The sequence below is a fragment of the Pseudonocardia charpentierae genome (assembly GCF_031845345.1).
Lineage (GTDB): Bacteria > Actinomycetota > Actinomycetes > Mycobacteriales > Pseudonocardiaceae > Pseudonocardia > Pseudonocardia charpentierae.
Genome location: NZ_JAVREJ010000002.1, coordinates 145237 through 171122, shown reverse-complemented (window position 1 = coordinate 171122; position 25886 = coordinate 145237). Strand labels below are relative to the sequence as shown.

Here is a 25886-nt window from a genome sequence, read left to right as displayed (position 1 = left end):
CGAGGCCCTACTCCACGGTCGCCACGTCGACTGTCCGCGTCGCGGTGGCGACATCCAGCACGGGTCCGGTGGGCAGGAGCCGCAGTGCCGACTCCGGTGCCGGCGCAGGGTCACCGATCCCGAGAGCGGCAGCCGTCGCGTCGTCCGCGACCCCGTGGGCGACCCCTCCGGAGGAGACCACCCACACCGTGCCCGCCCCCGGCGCGACACCCGGCGCCGACGCCCGCACCGCGCCGCCCTCGCCCACCACCACCGCATCCAGCCCGATGCCGGCGCCGTCCGCCCCGGCCAGGGCCACGGGCGGGCCCACTGTCGGCATCCGGCCCAGGTGCACGCCGCCCGCCGGGGCCCCTCCGGGCTCGCCGGACCAGGTCCAGCAGGTCACCGGCGTCTCAACCGGTTCACGGAGTGCCGGCGCGGCGACGGGCCAGCCCGCGACGTCGAGCCGGCGCACCGGGGCGACGCGGGCGACGACCCCGGGGCCGATCTCGGTCGCCGCGGCACCGGATCTCGCGGCCAGTACGTCCGCCGCCAGCGGCGACACCTCCTGGAGGCCACCGTCGAGGACGACGTGACGGCGTGGGGCGGCACCCGCGGGCCGGCTCACGACCACGTCGCCGATCCGCGCCCGCAGACCCGGCGGCCCGGGTGCCCCCGCGCGGCGGACGACCGGCGTCACCAGCGGCGGCCCCTCGGGAAGGGCCGAGACGAGGCCGGGCGACGCCGGACGAGGTGTGCGGCCGGTGAGCCCGAGTGCCGTGCGCACCGGAGCGTCCCGGAGGTCGACCCGGTGCCGGCGGCCCCCCGTGACCAGCCACGTGTCTCCCCCGGGCACCGCGAGCAGAACGGCTTCGACCGGGTCCGGGCCGGGCACCGCACCCGAGACCACGGTCGTTCCGAGCAGCGTGCCCGTGGGCCCGACCTCGTCGCAGACCGCCCACCGCGGCGCGATCCGCCGCTGCGGGTCCGCGCCCACGGCGCCCGCGACGGCCGCCGCGGGGGTCCGCGGTGCACCGACGAGGGCCTCGTCGTCGACGAGTACCGGGCCGGCACGCACCGGCACGGACCGCAGCGCGGCGAGCACGAGCCGCCCCGCGACGGCGTTCGCGACAGGCACCAGCCGGTCCGGTTCGTGCGCGACGACGTACAACGCGCCCGACGGCCTGCCGACCACCAGGTCCTGCTGCTGCCACGGCGGACGCGGAGCGACGACCGCCGTCACCAGCGCCCCGACCAGACCGAGGACGCCGAGCACGACCCCGGCTGCGACGGCCCGGCGCTGTGCACGCACCTGCTCGTGCACGGGCACCGGGTCGCCGCGGACCAGGGCGGCCTCCAGCCGACGCAGGCCGAAGCGGTACGCGTCGGCCTGGTCGCGGGTGGCCGGTGTCGGAGGCGCCACTCGCAGGACGCTAGACGGACGTCACCGGCCCCGAGGCCGTTCCGGAAAACCGGCGGACCGTTCCCTGATCAGCCCACGGAGATCGCGTCGAGGCGCTCCCGGGTGAACGGCGCGGTCACCACGGGGTCGAGCCCCCCGTGCCTGCCCACCGGCGGAGCCAGCGGGGTGACGACGGTGTCGTGGTCGAGCTCGTAGAAGAAGACGAGCGACATGAGCTCCTCGTCCGGATGCGCCGCCTGTGGCGGTAGCACGCGGTGGCGTCCCGAGCTCCACCGCAAGGCCGGTCCGGTGAGCGAGCGGAGCGAGCACCTCGTTGGGCCAGACGTTGGGCGGGAGCACACCGCGTCCACGTCGGGGTCGCCGGTCGGCGTGTCCGGTCCGGCCGCGAACGGCTCCTTGAGGCCCGGCGGTGTCTCCGGTGCCCTCGACGAGGCCGTTGGCCTCCACACCCGGCGCGAGCCACCCGCGCCCGCCGATGTGCACCGCGTAGCGCCGCTAGACGTCGTCGGACAGGGCGAAGAAGCGCCGGGCAGGGGATGGCGTTGTGCCCGGCGCCGTCACGGGGCCTCCCCGATGTCCTCGTGCCACAGCTCCGGCCGTGCGGCGATGAAGTCCTCCATCAGCGTGACGCACCGCTCGTCGTCGAGCAGCGTGACGTCGACCCCGTGCTCGGCCAACCAGTCGCGGCCGCCGGTGAACGTGCGCGACTCCCCGACCACCACCGCGCCGATGCCGAACTGCCGCACCAGCCCGCTGCAGTACCAGCAGGGCGACAAGGTCGTCACCATGACGGTCTTGCGGTAGTCGCGCTGGCGGCCCGCAGCACGGAACGCGGCCGTCTCGGCGTGCATCGACGGGTCGCCGTCCTGGACGCGGCGGTTGTGGCCGCGGCCGAGCAGGGTTCCGTCGGCGGCGAACAGCGCGGCCCCGATCGGGATGCCGCCCTCCGCGAGTCCGGCGCGGGCCTCGTCGAGGGCGACGTCGAGCAGTGACGTGAGGTCGGATTCGGGCACGACCGCCACTCTGCGGGGCCGTCACCCCGTTCGGCAACCGGTGCATGTTGCGAACACGTATATGAATCGAGAGCAGTGCTCTTGACGAAGCTCGACCAAGCGCGCACGATGCTCTCAAGAGAGAGCACCGATCTCGCCGGAGGCATCCCATGACCAGCCGCCACGCCACGCGCGCCCTCATCGCCGGTGGCGTCCTTCTGGCGCTCTACCCCGCCGTCCGTCCCTGGGGCGACGTGACCGCCGACGGCGAACGGACGGCTTTCGCCTCAGTGGCGTGGCCGCTCGCCCACCTCGCCGCCGTCGCGGGGTTCGCGCTCGTGGCGGTGGGCCTGCTCGGGCTACGGGACGTGCTGTCGGACGGCCCGGAGGCCGGCGCCGCTCGAGGGGCGCTGGGCACGTGGTGGCTCGGCACCGCGCTCGTGCTGCCCTACTACGGCGCCGAGGCCTTCGCCCTGCACACCCTCGGCACGCGCGGCGACGTCGATCCCGCGCTCGTCGAGGCGATCCGGATGGGCGCGATCCAGGTGACCGTGTTCGGTGTCGGGCTCGCCGCCTTCGCCGTGGCCGGCGTCCTCGCGGCGGTGGCGGTGCTGCGGTCGGGGGTCCTGCCCCGCGGGGGAGGTGCCGCGTTCGCCGTCGGGTTCGCGCTGTATCTGCCGCAGTTCTTCGCCGCCCCGGAGCTACGCATCGCGCACGGCGTGCTGGTCGCGGCCGGCTGCGTGCTGCTCGCCGCAGCGGTCGCCGCCTACGCGCCGCCGGGCACCCGCAGCCGACGGGTGACCTCCGCCCGCGCCGCCAGCTCGTCGTCCGGCGGGTAGTCGACGCCGACGAGCGTGAGCCCGTGGGCGGGAGCCACGCCCACGTCCGAGGCCCGCTCAGCGCGGCTGAGGAGCGCGGCGGGCCAGGTGACGGCCCGCCGGCCGCGGCCCACGTCGAGCAGCGCCCCGACGAGACTGCGCACCATCGAGTGGCAGAACGCGTCGGCCGACACCGCCGCCTCGACGACGCCGTCCGGCCCACGCGTCCAGTCCAGGCGCTGCAGGGCTCGCACGGTCGTCGCGCCCTCCCGGCGCTTGCAGAAGGCGGCGAAGTCGTGCTCACCGAGCAGGCCGGCGGACGCGGCGGCGACGGCGTCGAGGTCCAACGGATGCGGCCAGGCCAGCGTGTCGCGGGCGCGCAGCGGGTCGGCACCCCACGGCGCGGTGGCGATGCGGTAGCGGTAGTGGCGGCGGAGCGCCGCGAACCGGGCGTCGAACTCCGCCGGAACGGGCCTGACCGCGGTGATCCGGACGTCCGACGGCAGCAGCCGGGCCAGCCTGCGCACGAGCCGGGTGGGGTCGACCTCGGCGGGCAGGTCCGTGGAGGCGACCTGCCCCGTGGCGTGCACGCCGGCGTCGGTCCGCCCCGCGACGGTCAGCGCGACGGACTCACGCAGCACGACCGCCAGCGCATCGGTGAGCACCCCGGCGACGGTGCGGCGTCCGGGCTGGGCCGCCCAGCCGGAGAAGTCGGTGCCGTCGTAGGCGATGTCGAGCCGGAACCGGGCGGTGCGGCGTCGCTCGGGCACCGGAGCCTCGGGGAACGGGGCCGGAACGGCGACGAGCCCGCCGTCCGGGGGGACGGCGGGCTCGCGCATGTCGTGCAGTGGGGTCAGGACTCGCGTCCGGGCCCCACGGGCCCCGAAGAGCCCTCCTCGGAGTCCGTGCGGGCCGCCGCCGAACCGGGTGCCGACGCCGTGGTCGGCGCCGACTCCTGCTCGTCGGCAGGCTCCGCCGCCGACCCCTCGGCCTCGTCGACCGCGTTGCGGTCGGCGGTGACCTCGGTCGTCGACCCCGCGGTGGAGTCGGCGCTCGACGTGTCGTCAGCGGCCGGGGCCGCCTCCGTCGCGGTGTCGTCCGCGGCAGGAGCCGTCTCCGCCGGAGCCGCCGTGGCGGCCGGCCGACGGCTCTGCGACCCGGCGACGCGCCGAGCCCGGTCCGCCTCGTCCGTGACGGTCTTCTGCGACACCAATTCGATCACTGCCATGGGAGCGTTGTCGCCCTGGCGTGACAGCGTCTTGGTGATGCGCGTGTAGCCGCCGTTGCGGTCGGCGAAGAACGGGCCGATCTCGTGCATCAGACGGTGCACGGTCTCCCGGTCCCGGATCAGCTTCTGGATCTCGCGCCGGTTGTGCAGATCGCCGCGCTTGGCCTTGGTGATCAGGCGCTCGGCGTACGGCCGCAGGCGCTTGGCCTTGGCCGCCGTCGTGGTGATCTTGCCGTGCTGGAACAGCGAGGTCGCCAGGTTGGCCAGGATCAGCCGCTGGTGCGCGGGCGAGCCGCCGAGGCGGGCACCCTTGGTGGGCTGGGGCATGGCTAGAGCTGCTCCGTCTCTGCGTAGTCCTGGCCGTCGTCACCGAACGGCTGGTCCGGGTCGAACGTGTCCGTGGTGTAGTCCGCCGCCGCGACGGACGGGTCGAACCCGGGCGGGCTGTCCTTGAGCGCGAGGCCGAGGCCGACGAGCTTCATCTTGACCTCGTCGATCGACTTCGCACCGAAGTTGCGGATGTCGAGCAGGTCGGCCTCGCTGCGGCCCACGAGCTCACCCACGGTGTGGATGCCCTCGCGCTTGAGGCAGTTGTACGAGCGGACGGTGAGGTCCAGCTCCTCGATCGGCATCGCGAAGGCCGCGATGGTGTCGGCCTCCTGCGGCGACGGGCCGATCTCGATGCCCTCGGCGTCGACGTTCAGCTCGCGGGCGAGCCCGAACAGCTCGACCAGGGTCTTGCCGGCCGAGGCCAGGGCGTCCCGCGGGGTGATCGAGGGCTTGGACTCGACGTCCAGGACCAGCCGGTCGAAGTCCGTGCGCTGCTCGACACGGGTGGCCTCGACCTTGTAGGTCACCTTCAGCACCGGCGAGTAGATCGAGTCGACCGGGATGCGGCCGATCTCGGCGCCGGTGGTCTTGTTCTGCTGGGCGGGCACGTAGCCACGGCCCCGCTCGACGACCAGCTCGACCTCGAGGCGGCCCTTGTCGTTCAGGGTGGCGATGTGCAGGTCCGGGTTGTGCACGGTGACGCCGGCCGGAGGCACGATGTCGCCGGCGGTGACCGGGCCGGGGCCCTGCTTGCGCAGGTACATGGTCACCGGCTCATCCTCCTCGGAGCTCACGACGAGCTCCTTGAGGTTGAGGATGATGTCGGTGACGTCCTCCTTGACACCCGGCACGGTGGTGAACTCGTGCAGCACGCCGTCGATCCGGATGCTGGTCACGGCCGCGCCGGGGATGGACGACAGGAGGGTGCGCCGGAGCGAGTTGCCCAGCGTGTAGCCGAAGCCGGGCTCGAGCGGCTCGATGACGAACCTGGACCGCGTGTCGGTGACCGTGTCCTCGGCCAGAGCAGGGCGCTGAGAGATCAGCACAGGTGTTTCTCCATTCGGTTTGCCGCGGCACCCACTATTTGATGCCGCAGTGAGCCCCCGACCCCACTGCAGGGCCGGGGGATCGAGCACTACCCCTTACTTGGAGTAGAGCTCGACGATCAGCTGCTCGGTGACCTGCGTGTCGATCTGCGCCCGCTCAGGGAGCTGGTGCACGAGGATGCGCAGGTTGCTCGGGACGACCTGCAGCCACGCCGGGACGGGCCGGTCGCCGACCAGCTCCTTGGCGATGATGAACGGGTCGGTCGCCATCGACTTCGGCTTGACGTCGATGACGTCGTACTGCGAGACGCGGAAGCTGGGGATGTCGACCTTCTTCCCGTTGACCAGGAAGTGGCCGTGGTTCACCAGCTGGCGCGCCATGCGCCGCGTGCGGGCGAGGCCCGCGCGGTACACGACGTTGTCCAGGCGCGACTCGAGGATCTGCAGCAGGTTGTCGCCGGTCTTGCCCTGGCGACGGTTGGCCTCCTCGTAGTAGCGGCGGAACTGACGCTCCAGCACGCCGTACCCGAAGCGGGCCTTCTGCTTCTCCTGCATCTGCAGGAGGTACTCGGTCTCCTTGATCCGGATCCGGCCGTGCTGGCCGGGCGGATACGGGCGACGCTCGAACGCCTGGTCGCCGCCGACGAGGTCGACCTTGAGTCGGCGGGACTTGCGGGTCATGGGGCCGGTGTAACGAGCCATGAGTTGTTACTCCCTTTCCCTAGACCCGGCGCCGCTTGGGCGGACGGCAGCCGTTGTGCGGCTGGGGGGTGACGTCGGAGATGGTGCCGACCTCGAGGCCGGCGGCCTGGAGGGAACGGATCGCGGTCTCCCGGCCGGAGCCGGGGCCCTTCACGAACACGTCGACCTTCTTCATGCCGTGCTCAGCGGCCTTGCGGGCGGCGCTCTCGGCGGCCATCTGCGCGGCGAACGGCGTCGACTTGCGCGAGCCCTTGAAACCGACGTGACCTGCGGAGGCCCACGCGATCACCGCACCGGTCGGGTCCGTGATGGACACGATGGTGTTGTTAAAGGTGCTCTTGATGTGCGCGTGGCCGTGCGCGACGTTCTTCTTCTCCTTGCGGCGGACCTTCTTCGGTCCGGCCGCCGTACGGCTGCGGGGCGGCATTACTTCTTACCTGCCTTCTTCTTGCCGGCGACGGTCTTCTTCGGACCCTTGCGGCTGCGGGCGTTGGTCTTGGTCCGCTGGCCGCGCACCGGCAGGCCCCGGCGGTGCCGGATCCCCTGGTAGCAGCCGATCTCGATCTTCCGGCGGATGTCGGACTGCACCTCGCGGCGCAGGTCGCCCTCGACCCGGAAGTTGGTCTCGATGTACTCGCGCAGTGCGACGAGGTCTTCGTCGGTGAGATCCTTGGTCCGCTGGTCGTAGCCGATCCCCGTGGCGTTGAGGATCTCCTTCGACCGGGTGCGTCCGATCCCGTAGATGTAGGTGAGCGCGACCTCCATCCGCTTGTCGCGGGGGAGGTCGACGCCGGCGAGACGTGCCATGCGGCGGGGTGCTCCTGTCGTGTGCCGGGTACTCCCGACGACCGTCCCGGCCGCACGAGCGGCCGGGCCCCGGCCCGGTTCCGGGAGAGAGCCGCGCCCGTGTGGCGCGGCAGGTTCGTCGGGTTCCGCGGTGGTTCTTGTCGTGCTGTGCTGCGGTCAGATGACCGCGACGTGCAGGCTGCTGTGAGAGGAGCTCAGCCCTGGCGCTGCTTGTGGCGCAGGTTCTCGCAGATCACCATGACCCGGCCGTGACGGCGGATCACCTTGCACTTGTCGCAGATCTTCTTGACGCTCGGGTTGACCTTCACGTCGTCGATCCCGTCTTGGTTGTCGCTGTGTAGGTGGTGCTCCCGGAAAGTGCGGGGAGCGTCGGCGTCACTTGTAGCGGTAGACGATGCGGCCGCGGGTCAGGTCGTACGGCGACAGCTCCACCACCACCCGGTCCTCGGGGAGGATCCGGATGTAGTGCTGCCGCATCTTCCCGCTGATGTGGGCCAGAACCCGGTGTCCGTTCTCCAGCTCCACGCGGAACATCGCGTTCGGCAGGGGTTCGACGACCCGGCCCTCGACCTCGATCGCCCCGTCCTTCTTGGCCATGTCCTCCGCGTTCCGTGACAGATGGTGTGTCGGTACTGGCTCTCGGGCACGCCACGAACCGATCCGTGAAGTGCGGGAGGCACGACAGGACGAGCCCAGAGGGCGCGCGCGAAACACCAGTGTACGTCGCTTGCACGACCTGCTGCGCGTGGGGTAGGAGCCGTGCGCGACCGCGACCGTCGACGGCCTGTCCGGTCGGGATCCAGCGTAATCCCGGCGAGTTCTGTCGGGGTTCCCGGCTAGCTTGTCGGCGGAGGAGAGGCGAGCGATGTCCGACGAGCGGGTTCCCCCGGACGGCAGCACCCGGAAGGCGGAGCGGCACGGGCCGCGGGCGCTGCGGCCGTTGCGGCACCGCGAGTACCGCCTGCTGATCGCCTCGGGCTCAGGGTCCCTGCTCGCCGACGGCCTCTGGCTCGTCGCGCTCGTCTGGCAGGTCATCGAGATGGGTGGGGGCCCGTCGGACCTGTCGGTGGTGGCGACGGCGACCAGTCTCGGGCTGGTCGTCGCCGTGCTGATGGGCGGAGTGGCGGCCGACCGCTTCCCCAAGCGGGCGGTGCTGGTGGGCGTCGAGGTGGTGCGCACGGTCGTCCCGCTCGCCACCGGTGTCCTCGCCCTCGTCGGTGCACTGCAGATGTGGCAGCTCGCGGCGCTGGCGTTCGTCGTCGGCGCCGCGGGAGGCTTCTACTACCCCACGTGGTCGGCCGTGGTGCCGGTTCTGCTCCCCGCCGACGAACTGCTGGCCGCGAACGGTATCGAGGGGATGCTGCGCCCGCTCGCCCAGCAGGCCGCAGGCCCGGCGCTGGCCGGACTGCTGGTGGCCGCGTTCTCCCCGGAGGTCGCGCTGCTCGGGGCCGGGGTCGCGTACCTGGGTGCGCTGCTGCCGCTGACGGCGATGCGGGCCGTGGCGCGGACGCTCCCGGGCGGCGGCCCGGAAGCTCTCGCGCCGTCGGTACGCCGCCAGCTCGCCGAGGGCTTCGCCTACCTGTTCCGCACCGGCTGGCTGTTCGCCACGCTGGCCTTCGCCATCCTCTACGTGCTGGTGGTCATGGGCCCGATCGAGGTGCTCCTGCCGTTCGCGATCCGCGACCGGGTGGGCGCCGGACCCGCCGCGCTGTCGCTGGTGCTCGCGGCCTACGGAGTCGGCAGCGCAGTGGGTGCACTGCTCGTGTCGTCGGCGCGCCTGCCCCGCCGGTACCTGACGGTGATGCTGCTGTGCTGGGGCCTGGGCGCGCTGCCGATGGTCGCGTTCGGGCTGTCGACCCTGCTCTGGGTGATGGTCCTGGCGAGCCTCGCCGTGGGTCTGACCGACGCCGCCGCGATGGTCATCTGGGGCACCCTGCTGCAGCGCCGGGTGCCGGCCCACCTGATGGGGCGGGTGTCGAGCCTCGACTTCTTCGTCTCGCTCGCGCTCATGCCCGTGTCGATGGCCCTGGCCGGCCCGGTGGGCGAGCGGATCGGGATACCCGTGACGTTCGTCGTCGCCGCGATCGTGCCCCCGGTGCTCGCGGTGATCGCACTCGTCGCCTGGCGGCTCCCCCGCGACGAGCTCGCCCATCCGCTCGACGTCGATCGGCGGGCGCCGGTCGCCGCGTCGTGACCCGGCACCGCTCCCACCGGTTCGTCGGTGCTGTGGGGGCGCCCGGTACCGTCGGATTCCGACGAGCCGACATCCGGCACGAACAGGTGGCGTCGGCACATTCGGAGGGGGCGGGATGGTTCGGCCGTGGAGACGTGGGCGACGCCCGGAGCGCCTCGATGACGCCTCGACCGGCGCAGCGGCGGGTGACGCACCGCGTGCCGGCGAGATCGACCGCCTGATAGTCCAGCAGCACGACCCGAACCGCGCCGTGACCATCGGGGGCATCGACACCTGCCTGCGGGGCGTCCTCAACTACGCCCCACCCGGCGTCGCGCTGGGTGTCGTGGGTATCGACACGTCGGGCTCGACGGATCGTCCGCTCGGGCGCTGGCAGCGGGTGCAGCGCGGCGAGCGGCAGATCTGGTTCCTGCCCGTCGCCCGCATCGACACCACCCGCCCCAAGGGCTACATCCCCTATTCCGCGCGCCTCATCGCGGGGTTGCTGCGCTACCGGTCCCGGATCCCGCGCGCCGCATCCGTGCAGGCGCACCGGGTGGACGTCGGCCTCTTCGCCCGCCTGCTGTTCCGTGGCCCGCTCGTCTACTGCATCCACACCCAGGAGCGCGGCCTGCTCGGACCGACGTCCGACTCCTTCTGGCGCCTCCTCGGCGACCTGCACGAGCGGCTGGACCGGTCGATCGTGCGGCGCGCGGTGCGGGTGATCGTGTTCAACCCGGCGTACGCCGAGAAGGTGCAGCGGTGGAACCCGCGCACGGTCTCCGCGCCCACCTGGTTCGACCCCGCCATCTCGGCGGCCCCCGCGGAGGAGCCCAATCCGTACGGCGTCGTGTGGGTCGGCCGGCTCGAGGTGCCCAAGGACCCCGAGCTGGCCGTCAGCGCCTTCGCGGCCCTGGCCCGCGACGAGGCCGCGGAACCGTGGACGCTCGAAGTGGTCGGCTCCGGGACCCTGCGTCCTGCGGTCGAGGCGCAGATCGCGGCGCTCCCGCCCGACGTGAGCCGCCGGATCACCCTCCGGGGCCGCCTCGCCCCCGTGGACGTCGCCGAGGCCCGGAGCCGCTCCGCGGTGTTCCTCATGACCTCCCACGCCGGCTACGAGGGCTTCCCCCGTGTGCTGGTGGAGGCCATGGCGGCCGGGCTGCCCGCGGTCGTGACCGACGGCAGCGACACCGGCGGCCTGATCCAGCAGGGCGTGTCGGGTTTCGTGTGCGGACGCGACCCGGAGGAACTCGCCCGGGCCATCTCCGACGCCCGGGGCCTCGACCGCGCGAAGGTGGTCGAGGCCGTGGCCGCGCTGAGTGCGCCGCGCGTGGTGCGGGAAGTCTTCTTCCCGGACGCCCGTTCCGCAGGATGAGCGGCCGCGGCGAGCCCTTCTCCCACCGTGACGGGCGCCGGTGAAGAAGGACCTGTCGAGCGCGGTGGCGGCGATCATCGGATCGCTCCCCGGCTTCACGCTCCCGTTCGTCGCCGCGCTGGTGCTGAGCCCGCGCGCCTCCGACCTCCTGCTGCTGGCCCTGTCGGTCGCGATCACCCAGTCGGTGATCGTCAGCTCGGCCGTCGACCTCACCACGATCGCCGAGTACGGCCGGCAGTTCGGCCGTGGCGCCGAACCCGGCCCGGCGGCGGTGCGCGCGTTCCGGTGGCGCGTCCTGCGGTTCGCGCTGCTGCTGACCCTGCTGGTCACTCCGGCGCTCGCCTTCGCCTACGCGAGCGGGTCGTCGGACCGCGGGGAGTTCCTCGCGCTCGTCGCCGTGGTCGCGGTGTCGCCCGTGCTGGCCGCGGTGGCCAGCATGCTGTCCGGGGAGTGTGTGGCCCGCGGTGCTCCGGTCGTCCCCGTCGCGGTCCAGGCCATGCGCTCGCTGGTGCCCGCCATGCTCCTCCTCGCCTGGCCGAGCGCCCCGCTGTGGCTGGTGGCGGCGGCGCTGCCGGCGGGTGAGGTGATCCGCGGCGTCATCCTCACGATCTCCTGCCGCCGGCTGCGCCGGATACAGACCCGTGAGGCTCAGGAGCAGGCGGAGGTCCTCCCCGCGCACGGACTGATCGCCCAGGCGGCCTCGTCGGGGGTCACGCAGCTCGGACCGGCCGTCGACCGGCTGTTCCTGACGTCGTCGGGCACGGGCTACATCTCCGCGTACGAGATGGCGGACCGGCTGATGTACGCGGCGGCGCAGTTCTTCTCCCTGACGTTCGTCTACCGCCGGGTCGCCACGTGGGCACGGCTGCCCACGATGGAGGCCGACCGGGCGGAGCGGATGCTGCGTCGCGACGCCCGGACGCTCGGCGTGGCGTCGGCGGTGCTCACCGTCGCCGGAGTGCTGGGGTGCGCGGCCGCACTGGCCTCCGGCCTGCTTCCCGCCGACTGGACCCAGGGGTTCTGGTGGGGTGCCCTGGTGATGCTGTCGGTGCCCGCGCACGGGTTCAACGTGGTGGGCACCCGGATGCTGGTGGTGAGCCGCAAGCAGCACTTCATGGTGTGGATCGCCATCGCCACCGCCGTGCTCAACGCCGCGCTCGACGCCGCCTTCTACCTCTGGATCGGGCCGATCGGGATCGTCGTGGCGACCGTGGCCGTCCGGTGGATCATGGCGGGGGTGTACCTGGTCCTGCTACGCAAGATCGTCCCGCGGACGATCGGCCAGGACCTCGACGACGTCCGTCACGCCACCGGTTCGTAGGCGGCGCGTCCACGCCTCCCCCGGCGGAGCCTGCTCCGGATCCTGTCCGCCGCGACCCGCACCGTGTCGACCCCCCGTGCCGCCGCCGGGCCAACATCACGACGGTCCATCACCGCGAACACACAACCCCGCCGATACGGCTCCGCGAACTCCGCCCACGAATAACCCGGGCGGCCCAGATAGTGCCGCAGGTTCTGCAGATCCCGGGTCACATCCACCCAGTACACGCCCTGCTCATAGCCACCCGGCTCGTAGCCGACCGGCTCGACCCCCTCGACGAGATGCCGGTACTGGATCCACGGGAAGTTCACCCCGCACCGGGTCGCCAGCAACGACGACAGGTTGTGCCGGGCGTTGACCTCCATCACCTTGTACGTGCCGTCACGCGGATCCCGCTTGAACTCCGTGCACGAGTACCCCGAGAACTTCGCCGCCCGCAACAACCGCCGGCCCTGCTCGGCGACCTCCGGCATCCATTCCGAGACCACCACCGACGGCGATCCCGTGTCCGGCGGAGAGTTCCGAATCTTTCGCGACGTGAACTCCACCAACGGCTCACCGTCACAGAAATAGGAGTTGTAGACCGCACCGCACCGCTCGTCACCCGGAATCAGCTCCTGGAGAACCACCTCCAGGCCGTGTGACCGCGCCACCCGGTACGCCTCCACCGCGTCGCGCGTGCTGTCCACCCGCGACCACTTCACCCCCACCAACTCGCGGTAGACGTGACTGAGCTCGGGTTTGAGCACCGCAGGGAACTCCGCGGACGCGCAGAACCGGCGCACGTCGTCCTCGTCGGCCACGGCGAAGGTCACCGGGGCGGGCACCCCCGCCGAGCGGGCCAGCGCGAACGTCGACGCCTTGTTCAGCAACGTCTCGGTCACCGGAGCGTCGTCGCTGGCGACCACCAGCCCGGCCACCTCCAGTGCCGGCTTGTGCCGGGCCACCGCCCCCAACGCCGCATCCGAGGCGGGAATCAACAACGCCCCCGGGAACCGGCGGGCCGCCTCCAGCAGGACCTGCACGAACCGCGGCTCGTCCCGGTCCGGGTGCGGAGCCCCGATCACCTGCCGCGCATACCGCGAACTCGACGCGATGTCGCGCTTGTCGTAGCTGACCACGACAACGCGAACACCCTGACGACCCAGACTCCGCACCACGCCCAAACCGTGGGTCGCTCCGGACACCACAATCGCCGTGGCCGTCACCGCGGCGCCGGCTTGCAGTGCAGATTGTCACGTCTCAGGTCGGACATGGGCGGAATGTTACCGCGACGAGGAATGGCTCAAACCCGCAGACCCTCCACCATTCGGCGTGTCGTGCATTTCGCAACGCCGTTTTGTCCGATTTACCGACTACCGACCGTGATCAGCCGCATCCGGAAACACGTTTCAGCTTTACAAGGCCTTGAGCTCCTCGGTGACCTCCATCACGGAGCTCTTGGCGTCGCCGAAGAGCATGACGGTGTTCGGGGCGTAGAACAGCGGGTTGTCGATGCCGGCGAACCCGCTGTTCATGGAGCGCTTGAGCACGATCACCGAGCGGCTGCGGTCGACGTCGAGGATGGGCATGCCGTGGATCGGCGAGCCGGGGTCGGTGCGGGCAGCGGGGTTGGTGACGTCGTTCGCCCCGATGACCAGGGCGACGTCGGTCCGCGGGAACTCGTCGTTGATCTCGTCCATCTCGCGGAGCGCGTCGTAGGGCACGTCGGCTTCGGCGAGCAGCACGTTCATGTGTCCGGGCATGCGGCCGGCCACGGGGTGAATCGCGTACTTGACCTCGACGCCGCGCTCCTCCAGGAGGCTGGCCATGTCCTTGACCGCGTGCTGCGCCTGCGCGACGGCCATGCCGTACCCGGGCACCACGATCACCTGCGAGGCGTAGGCCATGCGGATGGCGGCATCTGCCGCGGTGGTCGCCGTCACCTGGCGGTCCGCCGCACCCTCAACGCTGGGCGCCGTCGACGTCCCGCCGAAGCCACCCGCGACGATCGCCGGGATCGAGCGGTTCATGGCGGTGGCCATGAGGTTGGTGAGGATCGTGCCGGACGCCCCGACGATCATCCCGGCGACGATCATCGCGGTGTTGCCCAGCGCCAGGCCGGCCGCGGCGGCCGAGAGCCCGGTGAGCGCGTTCAGCAACGAGATCACCACGGGCATGTCGGCGCCACCGATGGGCAGCACCACCATCACGCCGAGCACCGCGGCGAGCACCAGCAAGCCGATCATCCACAGCTCTGCGCCACCGATCGCCGCCGACGTTGCGCAGGCCGCGGCGCCGGCGAGCAGCAGCAGGTTCACCACCTGCTGCGCGCGGCCGAGCCCGAGCGGGCGTCCGGGCAGGATCTCCTGGAGCTTGCCGAACGCCACCAGGGAGCCCCAGAACGACACCGAGCCGACGATGGCGCCGAACAGCGACGCGATCACCACGTAGAGCGGCTCACCGGCGAACGCGTCCGTCGTGCGGAACTCCGACCACGCGATCAGCGCGACCGCACCGCCACCGACGCCGTTGAACAGCGCCACCATCTGCGGCATCGCCGTCATCCGCACCCGCCGGGCCGACGGCACACCCAGCGCCCCGCCGATCACCAGCCCGACGAGGATCAGCAACCAGTTGTGGCGCACCGTGAGCAGCGTGGCGACGACGGCGACGACCATTCCGACAGCGGCGACCTTGTTGCCGCGCACCGCCGTCCGCGGTCCGGTGAGTCCGGACAGGCCGAGGATGAACAGCCCGAACGCGACGATGTAGAGCAGCGGGACGACGACGGTCACCGCCCGCCCTCCTTGGGCCCCGTGACGTCCCGCTCGAGCGACTTCTTGGGTTTGAACATCGCCAGCATCCGGTCGGTGACCAGGAACCCGCCCACCACGTTGATCATGCCGAAGACGATCGCCACCACGAGGATCACCACGTCGAGGAACGACGGGTTCTCCAGCCGCCCGAGCACGACGATGCCGCCGAGCAGGACGATCCCGTGGATCGCGTTCGTCCCCGACATCAGCGGCGTGTGCAGCGTGTTGGGCACCTTGGAGATCACCGCGAACCCGACGAACCCGGCCAGCACCAGGATCGCGAGGTCCGCCAGCAGGTCTCCGGTCGTGTCGCCGACCGACTGCCCCGGAATCATCAGGTCCGTCCCTCTCGCGTCACGCACGACCCCACCAGCACCTCGTCGTCGCCGCCCGCGATCCGCTCGGGCACGAGCGCACCCGAGTCGTCGAGCATCAGCTCCAGCAGGGCCACGACGTTGCGGGCGTACAGCTCGGATGCGTGCTCGGGCATGGATGCGGGCAGGTTCAGCGGCGACGTGACCGTCACGTCGTGGTGCACCACGGTCGCCCCCGGTGTCGTGAGCGCGCAGTTGCCGCCGCTCTCCCCCGCGAGGTCGACGACCACACTGCCCGGGCGCATCCCGGCGACGGCCGCGGCGGTCACCAGGGTGGGCGCCCGCCGTCCCGGAACGTTCGCGGTGGTGATCACCACGTCGAACCCGGTGATCGCCTCCTCCAGGCGCTTCTGCTGCTCTGTCCGCTCGTCCTCGGTCAGCTCGCGGGCGTACCCGCCCTCGCCAGCTGCCTCGATGCCCAGGTCGAGCCACTGCGCGCCCAGTGAGCGGACCTGCTCGGCCACCTCGGGACGGACGTCGTAGCCGGTGGTGCGGGCACCGAGCCGCTTGGCCGTCGCCAACGCCTGCAGGCCCGCGACCCCCACACCGAGCACGAGCACCGTGGCCGGCTTCACCGTGCCCGCCGCGGTGGTGAGCATCGGGAAGTAGCGGGTGAGGTACTCGGCCGCGACCAGCACGGAGCGGTAACCGGCGACGTTGGCCTGCGACGACAACGCGTCCATGCTCTGCGCACGCGAGATCCGCGGCACGGCCTCCATCGCGAAACCGTGCACGCCTGCCGCCCGCAGGTCGGCGACGGTCTCCGGTGCGGTGAGCGGTGCGAGGAAGCCGATGAGCACGGTGCCGGGCCGCAGCCGCGGCACCTGCTCGGACGTCGGCGGGGTGACGGTCAGGATGACATCGGTCGTCCAGGGATCACCAAGAACGGCACCGGCGGCGGCGTACGCCTCGTCCGGGATCAGCGCGCCGAGCCCGGCGCCCGGCTCCACCACCACGGTCAGTCCCCGCGACCGCAGCCGCCCCACGACCTGGGGGACGAGCGCGACGCGCCGCTCCCCCTCGGCGATCTCCCGCGGCACGCCGACGGTGACAGGCCGCTGCTTCCCGATCTGGCCGCTCTCGGCCTCGGCATCTGCGCCCATGAGCCGAAACCTAGCCCAGAGCAACCGGTGCGCGCGGGACGACGGGCGCGATCAACCGAGCGGGAGGGTGAGGATCCGCGGGCCGTCGTCGGTCACCGCGACCGAGTGCTCCCAGTGCGCCGCCCGGCTGCCGTCCGCCGTGACGACCGTCCACCCGTCGTCGAGCTCGCGCGTCTCCGCATCACCGCCCGTCAGCATCGGCTCGACGGCCAGCGCCATGCCCACGACGAGCCGCGGGCCGTGCCCGGGGGCACCGTGGTTGGGCAGGAACGGGTCCATGTGCATGGACGTGCCGATGCCGTGCCCGCCGTACTCCTCGACGATGCCGTACGGGGAGCCGTCGCGGCGCCCGGCGGCCTCCGCAGCGGCCTGCACGGCGTGCGAGACGTCGGTGAGGCGTGCGTCGGGCCGGACGGCCGCGATCCCGGCGTCCAGGGCCTCCCGGCACGCCGCCGACAGCGCCAGGTCGGCCGGCGCGACGGTGCCGACGGCGAGCGTGACGGCGGCGTCGCCGTGCCAGCCCTCGACGATCGCCCCGCAGTCGACCGACAGGAGGTCGCCGTCGGCGAGGACCTGCGTGCCTGCGGGGATGCCGTGCACGATCTGCTCGTTCAGCGATGCGCAGATCGACGCCGGATAGCCGTGGTAGCCGAGGAACGAGGGCACGCCGCCGCCGTCGCGGATGACCTGCTCGGCGATCGCATCGAGTTCCCCCGTGCTCACGCCGGGCCGGGCAGCCGCGGTGACGGCGGCCAGGGCCTGCGCCACGAGGCCGCCGGCGACCCGCATGGCGTCGATCTCGCCGGGACTCTTGAGCTCGATGTCGCGGCCACGCCAGCGCGCGAGTACCGCACGCACACCGGTCCGCGTGCCCTTGTTCACGAGTGGGTCCTGCTCACCGGACGAGGAGACTCACCGGCGCGGCAGCGCGTCCGCGAGCCGATCGGTGATCTCCTCGACCGAGCCGACGGCGTCGACGCTCACGAGCTTGTCGCGATAGTGCTCGAGCAGCGGTGCGGTCTCGTCGCGGTAGACCTTCTGCCGGTTGCGGATGACCTCTTCGGTGTCGTCGCTGCGGCCGCGGCCGAGCAGCCGCTGGACCACGACCTCGTCGGCCACCGCGAACTCCACGACGGCGTCCAGGTTCACGCCGAGTTCGTCCAGCATGATGTCGAGGGTGTCGGCCTGCGGGAGGGTGCGCGGGAAGCCGTCGAGGATGAAGCCCTTGGCGGCGTCCGGCTCGGCCAGGCGGGCGCGGACCATGTTGCTGGTGACCTCGTCCGGCACCAGGTTGCCCGCGTCCATGTAGCGCTTGGCCTCGACGCCCAGCGGCGTCATCTCCTTGAGATTCGCGCGGAACAGGTCTCCGGTGGAGATGTGGGGCACGTCCAACCGCTGTGCCAACCGCTCCGCCTGTGTGCCCTTGCCCGCACCCGGCGGACCCACCAGAACCAATCGCACGTTTCCTCCACACCTTCGACGCGACAGGAGCCTCGACATGACCCGACGGCTCGAACGCCGACGGTGGCCGTGCCGACGTTAGCGCAGGAACCCCTCGTAATTGCGCTGCATGAGCTGGCTCTCGATCTGCTTGACGGTGTCGAGCCCGACGCCGACCATGATCAAAACCGCCGTGCCGCCGAACGGGAAGTTCTGGTTCTGCCCACTGCCGGTGATGCCGAGGAAGAAGTTGGGCAGCACGGCGATGAGACCCAGGTACAGCGAGCCGGGCAACGTGATGCGGGAGAGCACGAAGTTCAGGTACTCGGCCGTCGGCCTACCGGGCCGGATGCCGGGGATGAACCCGCCGAACTTCTTCATCTCGTCGGCGCGCTCGTCCGGGTTGAACGTGATGCCGACGTAGAAGTACGTGAAGAAGATGATCAGGCCGATGTACAGGATGATGTGCAACCAGTTCGACTGGTCGACGAGATAGGTCTGGACGAACCGCTGGAAGGCCCCACCCTCCGTGCCCGCCAGCCGGGAGATCAGGTCGGGCAGGTACAGCAGCGACGACCCGAAGATCACCGGGATGACGCCGGCCTGGTTCACCTTGAGCGGCAGGTACGTCGAGGTGCCGCCGTACATCCGCCGTCCGACCATGCGCTTCGCGTACTGGACGGGGATGCGCCGCTGGCCCTGCTCGACGAACACGACGCTCGCGATGATGGCCAGACCGAACACGCAGACGCCCGCGAAGACCAGCCCGCCGGAGTTCTGCAGGATGTTGCGGCCCTCCGCGGGGATCCGGGCCGCGATCGAGGAGAAGATCAGGAGCGACATGCCGTTGCCGATGCCGCGCTCGGTAACCTGCTCGCCCAGCCACATGATCACCGCGGTGCCCGCCGTCATGGTGATCACGATGATCGACAGCATGAAGATGCTGGATTCGGGGATGACCGGCTGGGTGCAGTTGCCGAACAGCTGCCCGCGGTCCGCCAGCGCCACGATGCCCGTGGACTGCAGGATCGCCAAGGCGATCGTCAGGTACCGGGTGTACTGGGTCAGCTTGTTCTGACCCGACTGCCCTTCCTTCTTCAGCTGCTCGAACCGCGGGATGACGACGGTGAGCAGCTGGACGATGATGCTGGCGGTGATGTACGGCATGATGCCCAGCGCGAAGATCGACAGCTGGAGCAGCGCACCGCCGGAGAACAGGTTGATCAGCGAGTAGACGCTGGAGTTCTCGCCGCCCTCGACCTGCCGGATGCACTCCTGCACGTTCGGGTACGACACGCCGGGCGCCGGAATGGCCGCCCCTGCACGGTAGACCGCGACCATCGCGAGGGTGAAGAGAATCTTCTTCCGGAGGTCCGGCGTGGTCAGGGCCGACCGGAAAGCGCTGAGCACGGACATCCTCCTGTACTGACTCCGGGCAAAAGGCCCGTCGACCGGCGAGAAAGCCGGCGCACACCGGCGGGCCGACGGCCCGACCGACGGAAGCGACTCTAACAGCGGCTCCGGGGCCGATACGCCACGGACCGGCACTCCTGATGAAGTGCCGGTCCGGGCGGTGGTGACGGACTACAGCTCGGTGACCGAGCCGCCCGCACCCGTGATCTTGTCGCGGGCACTGCCCGAGAACGCGTGCGCGCTGATGGTCAGCGCGACGCCGATGTCGCCGTTGCCGAGGACCTTGACCGGCTTGTTGCGCCGGACGGCACCGGCCTCGGCCAGCTCCTCCGGGCCCACCGTGCCGCCGTCGGGGAACAGCGTTCCGAGGTCGCCGACGTTCACGACCTGGAACTCCACCCGGAAGCGGTTGCGGAAGCCCTTGAGCTTGGGCAGCCGCATGTGCAGCGGCATCTGCCCGCCCTCGAAGCCGGCCGGGACGTTCTTGCGAGCGCCCGTGCCCTTGGTACCGCGACCGGCGGTCTTGCCGCCCTTGCCGCCCTCGCCACGGCCGACGCGCCTCTTGGCCTTGTTGGCCCCGGCCGCCGGACGCAGGTCGTGGATTTTGATCGTCATCAGGACACCTCCTCCACGGTCACGAGGTGCCGGACCGTGCGGATCATGCCGCGGATCTGCGGAGTGTCGTCGCGCTCCACGGACTGGCGGATCTTGCGCAGGCCCAGGGAGAGCAGCGTGGCCCGCTGGTTCTGCTTGCCGCCGATCGTGCTGCGCACCTGGGTGATCTTCAGCCGTGTCGAATTCGTCTGGGCCAACGGGATCACCTCGAACCCTGCGCGGCCGCAGCACGGTCGCGCAGCATCTTGGCCGGGGCGACGTCCTCGAGCGGCAGGCCACGGCGGGCCGCGACCTCCTCCGGACGCTGGATCTGCTTCAGCGCGGCCACCGTGGCGTGCACGATGTTGATCGCGTTGTCGCTGCCCAGGGACTTGCTCAGGATGTCGTGGACGCCGGCGCACTCCAGCACGGCGCGCACCGGGCCACCGGCGATGACGCCGGTACCGGGGCTCGCCGGGCGCAGCATGACCACGCCCGCGGCGGCCTCGCCCTGCACGCGGTGCACGATCGTGCCGCCGATGCGCGGGACGCGGAAGAAGTTCTTCTTCGCCTCCTCGACACCCTTGGCGATCGCCGCAGGCACCTCCTTGGCCTTGCCGTAGCCGACGCCCACCAGGCCGTCGCCGTCGCCGACGATCATCAGCGCGGTGAAGCTGAAGCGGCGGCCACCCTTGACCACCTTGGCGACGCGGTTGATCGTCACCAGGCGCTCGATGTACGGGGTCTTGTCCTGGGCCGCCCCGCCACGGCCCCCGTCGCGGCGGTCCCGGCGGTCGCGGTTGTCACCGCTGCCGCCCGCGGGGCCCCCGCCGTCACGCCGTGCACGTCCCGGCATCAGGCGTTCCCTTCCATCTCGATACCCATCAGAACTCCAGGCCGCCCTCGCGGGCGGCATCGGCGAGCGCGGCGACCCGGCCGTGGTAGACGAAGCCACCCCGGTCGAACACCACCGCGGTCACGCCGGCTTCGCGGGCCCGGGCGGCGATCAGCTCGCCGACCTTGGCCGCCTTCGCCTTCTTGTCGCCCTCCAGCCCGCGCACGTCGGCCTCGAGCGTCGACGCCGAGGCGAGCGTGTGGCCCGCAACGTCGTCGATCAGCTGGACGACCATGTGCCGTGAGCTGCGGTTGACCACCAGACGCGGTCGCGCCGGCGTGCCGTTGACCTTCTTGCGCAGTCGGGCGTGGCGGCGGGTCCGCGACCGGCGGCGCTCCAGTGAGACGCGCGGCGCGGTGCGCTTCTTCGCGTTGGCGGAAATCGTGTCAGCCATGCTCACTTACCCGTCTTCCCGACCTTGCGGCGGACGTTCTCGCCGGCGTACCGCACGCCCTTGCCCTTGTAGGGCTCGGGCTTGCGGATCTTGCGGATGTTCGCGGCGGTCTCGCCGACCAGCTGCTTGTCGATGCCCGACACCGAGAACCGGGTGGGGGCCTCGACGGCGAAGGTGATGCCCTCCGGCGGCTCGACGACGACCGGGTGGCTGAAGCCGAGCGCGAACTCGAGCCTTCCGTCGCGCAACGCGACGCGGTAACCGACGCCGACGATCTCCAGCTTCTTCTCGTACCCGGCGGTGACGCCGGTGACGAGGTTCTGGACCAGCGAGCGGGACAGACCGTGCATGGCCTTGCTGCGGCGCTCGTCGTCCGGACGGCGCAGCTGCACCGTGCCGTCGTCGGCGCGTTCGACCGTGATCGGCTCGACCACGGTGTGCGACAGGGTGCCCTTCGGCCCCTTGACCGTCACCATGCGGCCCTCGATGGCCACGTCGACCCCGGACGGCACGGTGATCGGAAGCTTCCCGATGCGGGACATGATTTCTAACCCCTCACCAGACGTAGGCGAGGACTTCGCCGCCCACGCCGTTCTTGTGCGCCTGCCGCTCGGTCTGGAGACCGTTCGACGTCGAGATGATCGCGACGCCCAGGCCGCCAAGGACGCGAGGCAGGTTGGTCGACTTCGCGTAGACCCGCAGGCCGGGCTTGGAGACCCGGCGCAGGCCCGCGATGCTGCGCTCGCGGTTGCGGCCGTACTTGAGCTCGATCACCAGGACCTTGCCGACCTCGGCGTCCTCGGTGCGGTGGCCCGCGATGTAGCCCTCGCGCTGCAGGATCTCGGCGATCGAGACCTTGAGCTTCGAATGCGGCATCACGACCTGGTCGTGATAGGCCGAGTTCGCGTTGCGCAGACGCGTGAGCATGTCTGCGATCGGATCGGTCATCGTCATGGCGAACTACTTTCCCGCCGCGGTTCCCCGGCTCGGGGCCTACGGCGATCAGGGGGTGTTACCAGCTGCTCTTGCTGACGCCGGGCAGCTCACCGCGGTGCGCCATCTGACGCACGCAGATGCGGCACAACCCAAACTTGCGCAGCACGGCGCGGGGTCGCCCGCACTTCTGGCAGCGCGTGTATCCGCGGACCTTGAACTTCGGCTTGGCCGCGGCCTTGATGACGAGGGCCTTCTTGGCCATCTCACGCCTCCTTGAACGGGAATCCCAGACGGCGCAGTAGCGCCCGGCCTTCCTCGTCCGTCGTCGCCGTCGTGACGACGGTGATGTCCATGCCGCGTGGGCGGTCGATGCTGTCGGGGTCGATCTCGTGGAACATCGACTGCTCGTTGAGCCCGAACGTGTAGTTGCCCCGGCCGTCGAACTGGTTCGGCGACAGGCCGCGGAAGTCGCGGATACGCGGCAGCGCGATGGTCAGCAGCCGGTCCAGGAACTCCCACATCCGGTCGCCGCGCAGCGTGACCTTCGCGCCGATCGGCATGCCCTCACGCAGCTTGAACTGCGCGATGGACTTGGTCGCCCGACGGACCTGCGGCTTCTGCCCGGTGATCGTGGCCAGGTCGCGGACCGCGCCGTCGATCAGCTTCGCGTCGCGGGCGGCGTCGCCGACACCCATGTTGACGACGACCTTCACGACGCCCGGGATCTGCATGACGTTCCCGTAGCCGAACTGCTCCTGCAGTCCGCCCCGGATCTCGTCGCGGTAGCGCTGCTTGAGCCGCGGCGCGACCGTTTCTGCCGTGGTCATCAGATCTCCTTCCCGTTGCGCCGGGAGATCCGCACGCGCTTGCCGTCGTCGGTGGTCGTCTTGCCCACGCGAGCCGGCTTGCCGTCGGAGTCGACCACCATCACGTTGGACACGTGGATCGGCGCCTCCTGGGTGACGATCCCGCCCGACTGCGCCCCACGCTGGTTCTGGCTCACCCGGGTGTGCTTCTTGATCCGGTTGACGCCCTCGACCAGCACGCGGTCGCGCGTCGGGTAGGCCTGGATGACCTTGCCCTTGGCGCCCTTGTCCTTGCCTGCGATCACCACGACGGTGTCGCCCTTCTTGACCTTCATCAGCTACAACACCTCCGGCGCGAGGGAGATGATCTTCATGAACCGCTTGTCGCGGAGCTCACGGCCGACCGGTCCGAAGATGCGCGTCCCTCGCGGCTCGCCATCGGGCTTGATCAGCACGGCGGCGTTCTCGTCGAACCGGATGTACGAGCCGTCCGGCCGGCGCTTCTCCTTGACGGTGCGCACGATGACCGCCTTGACGACGTCACCGCGCTTCACCCCGGCGGCCGGGATGGCCTCCTTCACCGTGGCGACGATGACGTCGCCGATCCCGGCGTAACGCCGCCCCGAACCGCCCAGCACCCGGATGCAGAGGATCTCCTTGGCACCGGTGTTGTCCGCGACGCGCAGCCGCGACTCCTGCTGGATCACTTCGCCTTCTCCAGGATCTCGACCAGCCGCCAGCGCTTCGTCGCCGACAGCGGTCGCGTCTCCATCAGGCGGACCCGGTCGCCGACGCCGGCCGTGTTGGCCTCGTCGTGCGCCTTGACCTTGCTCGTCCGCCGGATGACCTTGCCGTACAGCGGGTGCTTCACCCGGTCCTCGAGGCTGACCACGATCGTCTTGTCCATCTTGTCGGACACGACCAGTCCCTCGCGGACCTTGCGCTCCCCGCGCGTGCTCGTTGTCTCACTCATGCCGCGCCCTCGTTGTCGCTCGGTGCGGCCGAGAGGCCCAGCTCGCGCTCGCGCATGACCGTGTAGATCCGCGCGATGTCGTGCCGGACGGTACGCAGCCGCCGGTTGTTGTCCAGCTGCCCGGTCGCCATCTGGAAGCGGAGGTTGAACAGCTCCTCCTTGGACTCCCGGACACGCAGCACGAGCTCCTCGTCGGTCAGCTCGCGCAGATCGGCGGCCGTCGTCGTCCCGGTACCGCGCGCCATCAGATGTCACCACCCTCACGGGTCACGATGCGGCACTTCATCGGCAGCTTGTGGATCGCGCGGCGCAGCGCCTCACGCGCGGTCTGCTCGTTCGGGTAGCTCATCTCGAACAGCACGCGCCCGGGCTTGACGTTCGCGATCCAGAACTCCGGCGAGCCCTTGCCGGAACCCATCCGGGTCTCGGCCGGCTTCTTGGTGAGCGGACGGTCCGGGAAGATGTTGATCCAGACCTTGCCGCCACGGCGGATGTGCCGGTTGATCGCGATACGCGCCGACTCGATCTGCCGGTTCGTCACGTACGCGGGCTCGAGCGCCTGGATGCCGAACTCGCCGAAGGTGACACGGGTGCCACCGGTGGCCGCACCGGTGCGGTGCGGACGGTGCTGCTTGCGGTGCTTGACCCTGCGGGGGATCAGCATGACTACGCCTCCCCACCCTGCTGCGGCTGCTCGGTGATCTGCTGAGCAGCCTGGTCCGCCTCGAGCGTCGCGATGCCGCCCTGGTTGTCCGGGGCGTCCGCGCGCTCGGCAGCGGCGCGACCGGCCTCGGTACCGCCGGACGTGGTGCCCGAGGCACCCGACCGACGGCGCTGCGGCCGCTCACGACGCGGAGCACGGTCCGCACTCGGTGCGGCGGGCGCGCCCTCGCGGCGACCGCCGACGACGTCGCCCTTGTAGATCCACACCTTCACGCCGATCCGGCCGAAGGTGGTGCGGGCCTCGAAGAGGCCGTAGTCGATGTCGGCACGCAGCGTGTGCAGCGGGACCCGACCCTCGCGGTAGAACTCCGAACGCGACATCTCCGCACCGCCGAGGCGCCCCGAGCACTGCACTCGGATGCCCTTGACCTGCGGGCTGCGCATCGCCGACTGGATCGCCTTGCGCATCGCGCGGCGGAAGGCCACGCGGTTGCTCAGCTGCTCGGCGACGCCCTGCGCGACGAGCTGCGCGTCGGACTCGCTGTTCTTGACCTCGAGGATGTTGAGCTGGACCTGCTTCTTGGTCAGCTTCTCGAGCTGGCCCCGGATGCGGTCCGCCTCGGCTCCACGCCGGCCGATCACGATGCCCGGACGCGCGGTGTGGATGTCCACCCGCACGCGGTCACGGGTGCGCTCGATCTCGACCTTGGAGATGCCGGCCCGCTCCATGCCCTTGGAGAGCATCTTGCGGATCTCGACGTCTTCCTTCACGTACTCCGCGTACTGCTTGTCTGCGAACCAGCGCGACTTCCAGTCGGTGGTAATCCCCAGCCGGAACCCGTGCGGGTTGATCTTCTGACCCATCAGCGGGCCCTCCCCTTCGCACCGCCGCGGCCGCCGCGCCCTGTCCTGGCGGGCACGGACTCGACCTCGACGGTGATGTGGCTCGTACGCTTGCGGATCCGGTAGGCGCGGCCCTGGGCACGCGGCCGGATGCGCTTGAGCGTCGGACCCTCGTCGGCGTAGGCCGCGGCCACCACGAGGGTGTCGCGGTCCAGGTCCAGGTTGTTCTCCGCGTTCGCGGCCGCACTGGCGACGACCTTGAACAGCGGGCGGGCCGCGGCGTGCGGGGTGAACCGCAGGATGTCGAGGGCCTCCTGCAGGGGGAGACCCTTGATCATCGCAACGACCCGTCGCACCTTCGTCGGCGACATGTGGACGTACTTCGCGGTCGCGCGGGCCCGAGCGGGCTCGAGCACCGCGGCGGGGGCGGTTTCGGCTGCTGCCGTCATGACTTCCCTCT

General features: G+C 71.0%; 37 protein-coding genes. 4 read left to right on the top strand and 33 right to left on the bottom strand.

Annotation, left to right across the window (positions count from 1 at the left end; genetic code table 11):
- Nucleotides 1–7 precede the first annotated feature (7 nt).
- The 3 genes from eccB to RM445_RS03835 all read right to left on the bottom strand — a co-directional run bounded on the left by eccB (nucleotide 8) and on the right by RM445_RS03835 (nucleotide 2415).
- Nucleotides 8–1402 (bottom strand): type VII secretion protein EccB, encoded by a 1395-nt coding sequence (gene eccB / locus RM445_RS03845; protein ID WP_311554574.1) that lies wholly within the window; start codon nucleotides 1400–1402, stop codon nucleotides 8–10.
- A gap of 68 nt (nucleotides 1403–1470) precedes the next feature.
- On the bottom strand, nucleotides 1471–1653 hold the full coding sequence (locus tag RM445_RS03840; RefSeq protein ID WP_311554573.1) for a hypothetical protein: 183 nt from the start codon (nucleotides 1651–1653) through the stop codon (nucleotides 1471–1473).
- Between the two features lie 306 nt (nucleotides 1654–1959).
- Nucleotides 1960–2415: a nucleoside deaminase gene (locus tag RM445_RS03835; protein ID WP_311554572.1), complete on the bottom strand. Its 456-nt coding sequence runs from the start codon at nucleotides 2413–2415 to the stop codon at nucleotides 1960–1962.
- A 149-nt stretch (nucleotides 2416–2564) separates the two neighbouring features.
- Between RM445_RS03835 and RM445_RS03830 the strand changes: the two genes are divergently transcribed.
- Nucleotides 2565–3233 carry a hypothetical protein gene (locus tag RM445_RS03830; RefSeq protein WP_311554571.1) on the top strand — a complete coding sequence of 223 codons (669 nt, stop codon included), beginning with the start codon at nucleotides 2565–2567 and terminating at the stop codon, nucleotides 3231–3233.
- Here the strand turns inward: RM445_RS03830 and truA are convergent.
- From truA to infA, 8 genes are all read right to left on the bottom strand, one after another.
- A complete protein-coding gene (gene truA, locus RM445_RS03825) occupies nucleotides 3161–4051 on the bottom strand; it encodes a tRNA pseudouridine(38-40) synthase TruA (protein ID WP_311554570.1) in 891 nt (296 codons plus the stop codon). The genes RM445_RS03830 and truA overlap by 73 nt on opposite strands.
- A 14-nt stretch (nucleotides 4052–4065) precedes the next feature.
- Nucleotides 4066–4767 (bottom strand): 50S ribosomal protein L17, encoded by a 702-nt coding sequence (rplQ, locus tag RM445_RS03820; protein ID WP_311554569.1) that lies wholly within the window; start codon nucleotides 4765–4767, stop codon nucleotides 4066–4068.
- Nucleotides 4768–4769: 2 nt separating this feature from the next.
- Entirely contained in the window at nucleotides 4770–5816 is a 1047-nt protein-coding gene (locus RM445_RS03815) for a DNA-directed RNA polymerase subunit alpha (protein WP_311554568.1), read from the bottom strand.
- Nucleotides 5817–5912: 96 nt separating this feature from the next.
- Nucleotides 5913–6518 (bottom strand): 30S ribosomal protein S4, encoded by a 606-nt coding sequence (gene rpsD / locus RM445_RS03810; protein ID WP_311554567.1) that lies wholly within the window; start codon nucleotides 6516–6518, stop codon nucleotides 5913–5915.
- Nucleotides 6519–6537: 19 nt separating this feature from the next.
- Nucleotides 6538–6945 carry a 30S ribosomal protein S11 gene (rpsK, locus tag RM445_RS03805; protein WP_311554566.1) on the bottom strand — a complete coding sequence of 136 codons (408 nt, stop codon included), beginning with the start codon at nucleotides 6943–6945 and terminating at the stop codon, nucleotides 6538–6540.
- On the bottom strand, nucleotides 6945–7325 hold the full coding sequence (gene rpsM / locus RM445_RS03800) for a 30S ribosomal protein S13 (protein WP_311554565.1): 381 nt from the start codon (nucleotides 7323–7325) through the stop codon (nucleotides 6945–6947). The genes rpsK and rpsM overlap by 1 nt, the downstream gene beginning before the upstream one ends.
- A gap of 194 nt (nucleotides 7326–7519) precedes the next feature.
- A complete protein-coding gene (rpmJ, locus tag RM445_RS03795; RefSeq protein WP_018682809.1) occupies nucleotides 7520–7633 on the bottom strand; it encodes a 50S ribosomal protein L36 in 114 nt (37 codons plus the stop codon).
- 67 nt (nucleotides 7634–7700) lie between these two features.
- Nucleotides 7701–7922: a translation initiation factor IF-1 gene (gene infA / locus RM445_RS03790; protein WP_028929190.1), complete on the bottom strand. Its 222-nt coding sequence runs from the start codon at nucleotides 7920–7922 to the stop codon at nucleotides 7701–7703.
- 268 nt (nucleotides 7923–8190) lie between these two features.
- Here infA and RM445_RS03785 point away from each other — a divergent pair, with 268 nt between their 5' ends.
- The 3 genes from RM445_RS03785 to RM445_RS03775 all read left to right on the top strand — a co-directional run bounded on the left by RM445_RS03785 (nucleotide 8191) and on the right by RM445_RS03775 (nucleotide 12194).
- Nucleotides 8191–9519, top strand: a complete 1329-nt coding sequence (locus tag RM445_RS03785; protein ID WP_311554564.1) for an MFS transporter — start codon at nucleotides 8191–8193, stop codon at nucleotides 9517–9519.
- 250 nt (nucleotides 9520–9769) lie between these two features.
- Nucleotides 9770–10873 carry a glycosyltransferase gene (locus RM445_RS03780; RefSeq protein WP_311554563.1) on the top strand — a complete coding sequence of 368 codons (1104 nt, stop codon included), beginning with the start codon at nucleotides 9770–9772 and terminating at the stop codon, nucleotides 10871–10873.
- A 40-nt stretch (nucleotides 10874–10913) separates the two neighbouring features.
- Nucleotides 10914–12194 carry a polysaccharide biosynthesis C-terminal domain-containing protein gene (locus RM445_RS03775; protein ID WP_311554562.1) on the top strand — a complete coding sequence of 427 codons (1281 nt, stop codon included), beginning with the start codon at nucleotides 10914–10916 and terminating at the stop codon, nucleotides 12192–12194.
- On the opposite strand, the gene RM445_RS03770 is transcribed toward RM445_RS03775, so the two are convergent.
- The 22 genes from RM445_RS03770 to rplV all read right to left on the bottom strand — a co-directional run bounded on the left by RM445_RS03770 (nucleotide 12176) and on the right by rplV (nucleotide 25875).
- Entirely contained in the window at nucleotides 12176–13315 is a 1140-nt protein-coding gene (locus tag RM445_RS03770) for a carboxylate--amine ligase (protein ID WP_311554561.1), read from the bottom strand. The two genes, RM445_RS03775 and RM445_RS03770, sit on opposite strands and share 19 nt — an antisense overlap.
- Before the next feature lie 276 nt (nucleotides 13316–13591).
- On the bottom strand, nucleotides 13592–14971 hold the full coding sequence (locus RM445_RS03765) for an NAD(P)(+) transhydrogenase (Re/Si-specific) subunit beta (protein ID WP_311554560.1): 1380 nt from the start codon (nucleotides 14969–14971) through the stop codon (nucleotides 13592–13594).
- Nucleotides 14968–15327, bottom strand: coding sequence for an NAD(P) transhydrogenase subunit alpha (locus RM445_RS03760; RefSeq protein WP_311554559.1), 360 nt, complete (start codon nucleotides 15325–15327; stop codon nucleotides 14968–14970). Before RM445_RS03760 ends, RM445_RS03765 begins: the two co-directional genes overlap by 4 nt.
- Complete coding sequence (locus RM445_RS03755; protein WP_311554558.1) at nucleotides 15327–16469, bottom strand: NAD(P) transhydrogenase subunit alpha; 1143 nt, start codon at nucleotides 16467–16469, stop codon at nucleotides 15327–15329. The genes RM445_RS03760 and RM445_RS03755 overlap by 1 nt, the downstream gene beginning before the upstream one ends.
- A gap of 51 nt (nucleotides 16470–16520) precedes the next feature.
- The gene (gene map, locus RM445_RS03750) at nucleotides 16521–17351 is read right to left on the bottom strand and encodes a type I methionyl aminopeptidase (RefSeq protein ID WP_311554557.1); all 831 of its coding nucleotides are present in this window, start codon (nucleotides 17349–17351) and stop codon (nucleotides 16521–16523) included.
- Nucleotides 17352–17381: 30 nt separating this feature from the next.
- Nucleotides 17382–17969 (bottom strand): adenylate kinase, encoded by a 588-nt coding sequence (locus RM445_RS03745; RefSeq protein WP_311554556.1) that lies wholly within the window; start codon nucleotides 17967–17969, stop codon nucleotides 17382–17384.
- 39 nt (nucleotides 17970–18008) lie between these two features.
- The gene (gene secY / locus RM445_RS03740; RefSeq protein ID WP_311554555.1) at nucleotides 18009–19319 is read right to left on the bottom strand and encodes a preprotein translocase subunit SecY; all 1311 of its coding nucleotides are present in this window, start codon (nucleotides 19317–19319) and stop codon (nucleotides 18009–18011) included.
- A 174-nt stretch (nucleotides 19320–19493) separates the two neighbouring features.
- Complete coding sequence (rplO, locus tag RM445_RS03735; RefSeq protein WP_449619173.1) at nucleotides 19494–19937, bottom strand: 50S ribosomal protein L15; 444 nt, start codon at nucleotides 19935–19937, stop codon at nucleotides 19494–19496.
- Entirely contained in the window at nucleotides 19937–20134 is a 198-nt protein-coding gene (rpmD, locus tag RM445_RS03730) for a 50S ribosomal protein L30 (RefSeq protein ID WP_311554908.1), read from the bottom strand. The genes rplO and rpmD overlap by 1 nt, the downstream gene beginning before the upstream one ends.
- 5 nt (nucleotides 20135–20139) lie before the next feature.
- A complete protein-coding gene (gene rpsE / locus RM445_RS03725) occupies nucleotides 20140–20772 on the bottom strand; it encodes a 30S ribosomal protein S5 (protein ID WP_311554554.1) in 633 nt (210 codons plus the stop codon).
- Between the two features lie 28 nt (nucleotides 20773–20800).
- Nucleotides 20801–21205, bottom strand: coding sequence for a 50S ribosomal protein L18 (rplR, locus tag RM445_RS03720; RefSeq protein ID WP_311554553.1), 405 nt, complete (start codon nucleotides 21203–21205; stop codon nucleotides 20801–20803).
- A 2-nt stretch (nucleotides 21206–21207) separates the two neighbouring features.
- Complete coding sequence (gene rplF / locus RM445_RS03715) at nucleotides 21208–21747, bottom strand: 50S ribosomal protein L6 (protein WP_311554552.1); 540 nt, start codon at nucleotides 21745–21747, stop codon at nucleotides 21208–21210.
- Between the two features lie 13 nt (nucleotides 21748–21760).
- Entirely contained in the window at nucleotides 21761–22159 is a 399-nt protein-coding gene (gene rpsH / locus RM445_RS03710; RefSeq protein WP_311554550.1) for a 30S ribosomal protein S8, read from the bottom strand.
- 58 nt (nucleotides 22160–22217) lie between these two features.
- Nucleotides 22218–22403 (bottom strand): type Z 30S ribosomal protein S14, encoded by a 186-nt coding sequence (locus RM445_RS03705; protein WP_311554549.1) that lies wholly within the window; start codon nucleotides 22401–22403, stop codon nucleotides 22218–22220.
- 1 nt (nucleotide 22404) lies between these two features.
- Nucleotides 22405–22968, bottom strand: coding sequence for a 50S ribosomal protein L5 (gene rplE / locus RM445_RS03700; RefSeq protein WP_311554548.1), 564 nt, complete (start codon nucleotides 22966–22968; stop codon nucleotides 22405–22407).
- Entirely contained in the window at nucleotides 22968–23282 is a 315-nt protein-coding gene (gene rplX, locus RM445_RS03695) for a 50S ribosomal protein L24 (RefSeq protein ID WP_311554547.1), read from the bottom strand. Before rplX ends, rplE begins: the two co-directional genes overlap by 1 nt.
- Nucleotides 23283–23285: 3 nt before the next feature.
- Nucleotides 23286–23654 carry a 50S ribosomal protein L14 gene (gene rplN / locus RM445_RS03690; protein WP_311554546.1) on the bottom strand — a complete coding sequence of 123 codons (369 nt, stop codon included), beginning with the start codon at nucleotides 23652–23654 and terminating at the stop codon, nucleotides 23286–23288.
- Nucleotides 23651–23920 (bottom strand): 30S ribosomal protein S17, encoded by a 270-nt coding sequence (rpsQ, locus tag RM445_RS03685; protein ID WP_311554545.1) that lies wholly within the window; start codon nucleotides 23918–23920, stop codon nucleotides 23651–23653. Before rpsQ ends, rplN begins: the two co-directional genes overlap by 4 nt.
- On the bottom strand, nucleotides 23917–24165 hold the full coding sequence (gene rpmC / locus RM445_RS03680) for a 50S ribosomal protein L29 (RefSeq protein ID WP_311554544.1): 249 nt from the start codon (nucleotides 24163–24165) through the stop codon (nucleotides 23917–23919). The genes rpsQ and rpmC overlap by 4 nt, the downstream gene beginning before the upstream one ends.
- Nucleotides 24165–24584, bottom strand: a complete 420-nt coding sequence (gene rplP / locus RM445_RS03675) for a 50S ribosomal protein L16 (protein ID WP_311554543.1) — start codon at nucleotides 24582–24584, stop codon at nucleotides 24165–24167. The genes rpmC and rplP overlap by 1 nt, the downstream gene beginning before the upstream one ends.
- 2 nt (nucleotides 24585–24586) lie before the next feature.
- Nucleotides 24587–25447, bottom strand: a complete 861-nt coding sequence (gene rpsC / locus RM445_RS03670; protein ID WP_311554542.1) for a 30S ribosomal protein S3 — start codon at nucleotides 25445–25447, stop codon at nucleotides 24587–24589.
- Entirely contained in the window at nucleotides 25447–25875 is a 429-nt protein-coding gene (gene rplV, locus RM445_RS03665; RefSeq protein ID WP_311554541.1) for a 50S ribosomal protein L22, read from the bottom strand. Before rplV ends, rpsC begins: the two co-directional genes overlap by 1 nt.
- Nucleotides 25876–25886 lie beyond the last annotated feature (11 nt).

Excerpts from the sequence above, each read along its gene's own strand:
- rpsD (WP_311554567.1), bottom strand. The coding sequence starts at position 6,518 with ATGGCTCGTTACACCGGCCCCATGACCCGCAAGTCCCGCCGACTCAAG.
- rplE (WP_311554548.1), bottom strand. The coding sequence starts at position 22,968 with ATGACCACGGCAGAAACGGTCGCGCCGCGGCTCAAGCAGCGCTACCGC.
- rplV (WP_311554541.1), bottom strand. The coding sequence starts at position 25,875 with ATGACGGCAGCAGCCGAAACCGCCCCCGCCGCGGTGCTCGAGCCCGCT.
- RM445_RS03755 (WP_311554558.1), bottom strand. The coding sequence starts at position 16,469 with ATGGGCGCAGATGCCGAGGCCGAGAGCGGCCAGATCGGGAAGCAGCGG.
- rplO (WP_449619173.1), bottom strand. The coding sequence starts at position 19,937 with ATGACGATCAAAATCCACGACCTGCGTCCGGCGGCCGGGGCCAACAAG.
- RM445_RS03830 (WP_311554571.1), top strand. The coding sequence starts at position 2,565 with ATGACCAGCCGCCACGCCACGCGCGCCCTCATCGCCGGTGGCGTCCTT.
- rplP (WP_311554543.1), bottom strand. The coding sequence starts at position 24,584 with ATGCTGATCCCCCGCAGGGTCAAGCACCGCAAGCAGCACCGTCCGCAC.
- rpsQ (WP_311554545.1), bottom strand. The coding sequence starts at position 23,920 with ATGAGTGAGACAACGAGCACGCGCGGGGAGCGCAAGGTCCGCGAGGGA.
- rplQ (WP_311554569.1), bottom strand. The coding sequence starts at position 4,767 with ATGCCCCAGCCCACCAAGGGTGCCCGCCTCGGCGGCTCGCCCGCGCAC.
- rpsK (WP_311554566.1), bottom strand. The coding sequence starts at position 6,945 with ATGCCGCCCCGCAGCCGTACGGCGGCCGGACCGAAGAAGGTCCGCCGC.
- rpmC (WP_311554544.1), bottom strand. The coding sequence starts at position 24,165 with ATGGCGCGCGGTACCGGGACGACGACGGCCGCCGATCTGCGCGAGCTG.
- truA (WP_311554570.1), bottom strand. The coding sequence starts at position 4,051 with ATGCGCGAGCCCGCCGTCCCCCCGGACGGCGGGCTCGTCGCCGTTCCG.
- rpsE (WP_311554554.1), bottom strand. The coding sequence starts at position 20,772 with ATGCCGGGACGTGCACGGCGTGACGGCGGGGGCCCCGCGGGCGGCAGC.
- rplX (WP_311554547.1), bottom strand. The coding sequence starts at position 23,282 with ATGAAGGTCAAGAAGGGCGACACCGTCGTGGTGATCGCAGGCAAGGAC.
- RM445_RS03760 (WP_311554559.1), bottom strand. The coding sequence starts at position 15,327 with ATGATTCCGGGGCAGTCGGTCGGCGACACGACCGGAGACCTGCTGGCG.
- rplR (WP_311554553.1), bottom strand. The coding sequence starts at position 21,205 with ATGGCTGACACGATTTCCGCCAACGCGAAGAAGCGCACCGCGCCGCGC.
- rplF (WP_311554552.1), bottom strand. The coding sequence starts at position 21,747 with ATGTCCCGCATCGGGAAGCTTCCGATCACCGTGCCGTCCGGGGTCGAC.
- rpsM (WP_311554565.1), bottom strand. The coding sequence starts at position 7,325 with ATGGCACGTCTCGCCGGCGTCGACCTCCCCCGCGACAAGCGGATGGAG.
- RM445_RS03785 (WP_311554564.1), top strand. The coding sequence starts at position 8,191 with ATGTCCGACGAGCGGGTTCCCCCGGACGGCAGCACCCGGAAGGCGGAG.
- infA (WP_028929190.1), bottom strand. The coding sequence starts at position 7,922 with ATGGCCAAGAAGGACGGGGCGATCGAGGTCGAGGGCCGGGTCGTCGAA.
- RM445_RS03745 (WP_311554556.1), bottom strand. The coding sequence starts at position 17,969 with ATGTCGAGGCTCCTGTCGCGTCGAAGGTGTGGAGGAAACGTGCGATTG.
- rpsH (WP_311554550.1), bottom strand. The coding sequence starts at position 22,159 with ATGACGATGACCGATCCGATCGCAGACATGCTCACGCGTCTGCGCAAC.
- rpsC (WP_311554542.1), bottom strand. The coding sequence starts at position 25,447 with ATGGGTCAGAAGATCAACCCGCACGGGTTCCGGCTGGGGATTACCACC.
- RM445_RS03705 (WP_311554549.1), bottom strand. The coding sequence starts at position 22,403 with ATGGCCAAGAAGGCCCTCGTCATCAAGGCCGCGGCCAAGCCGAAGTTC.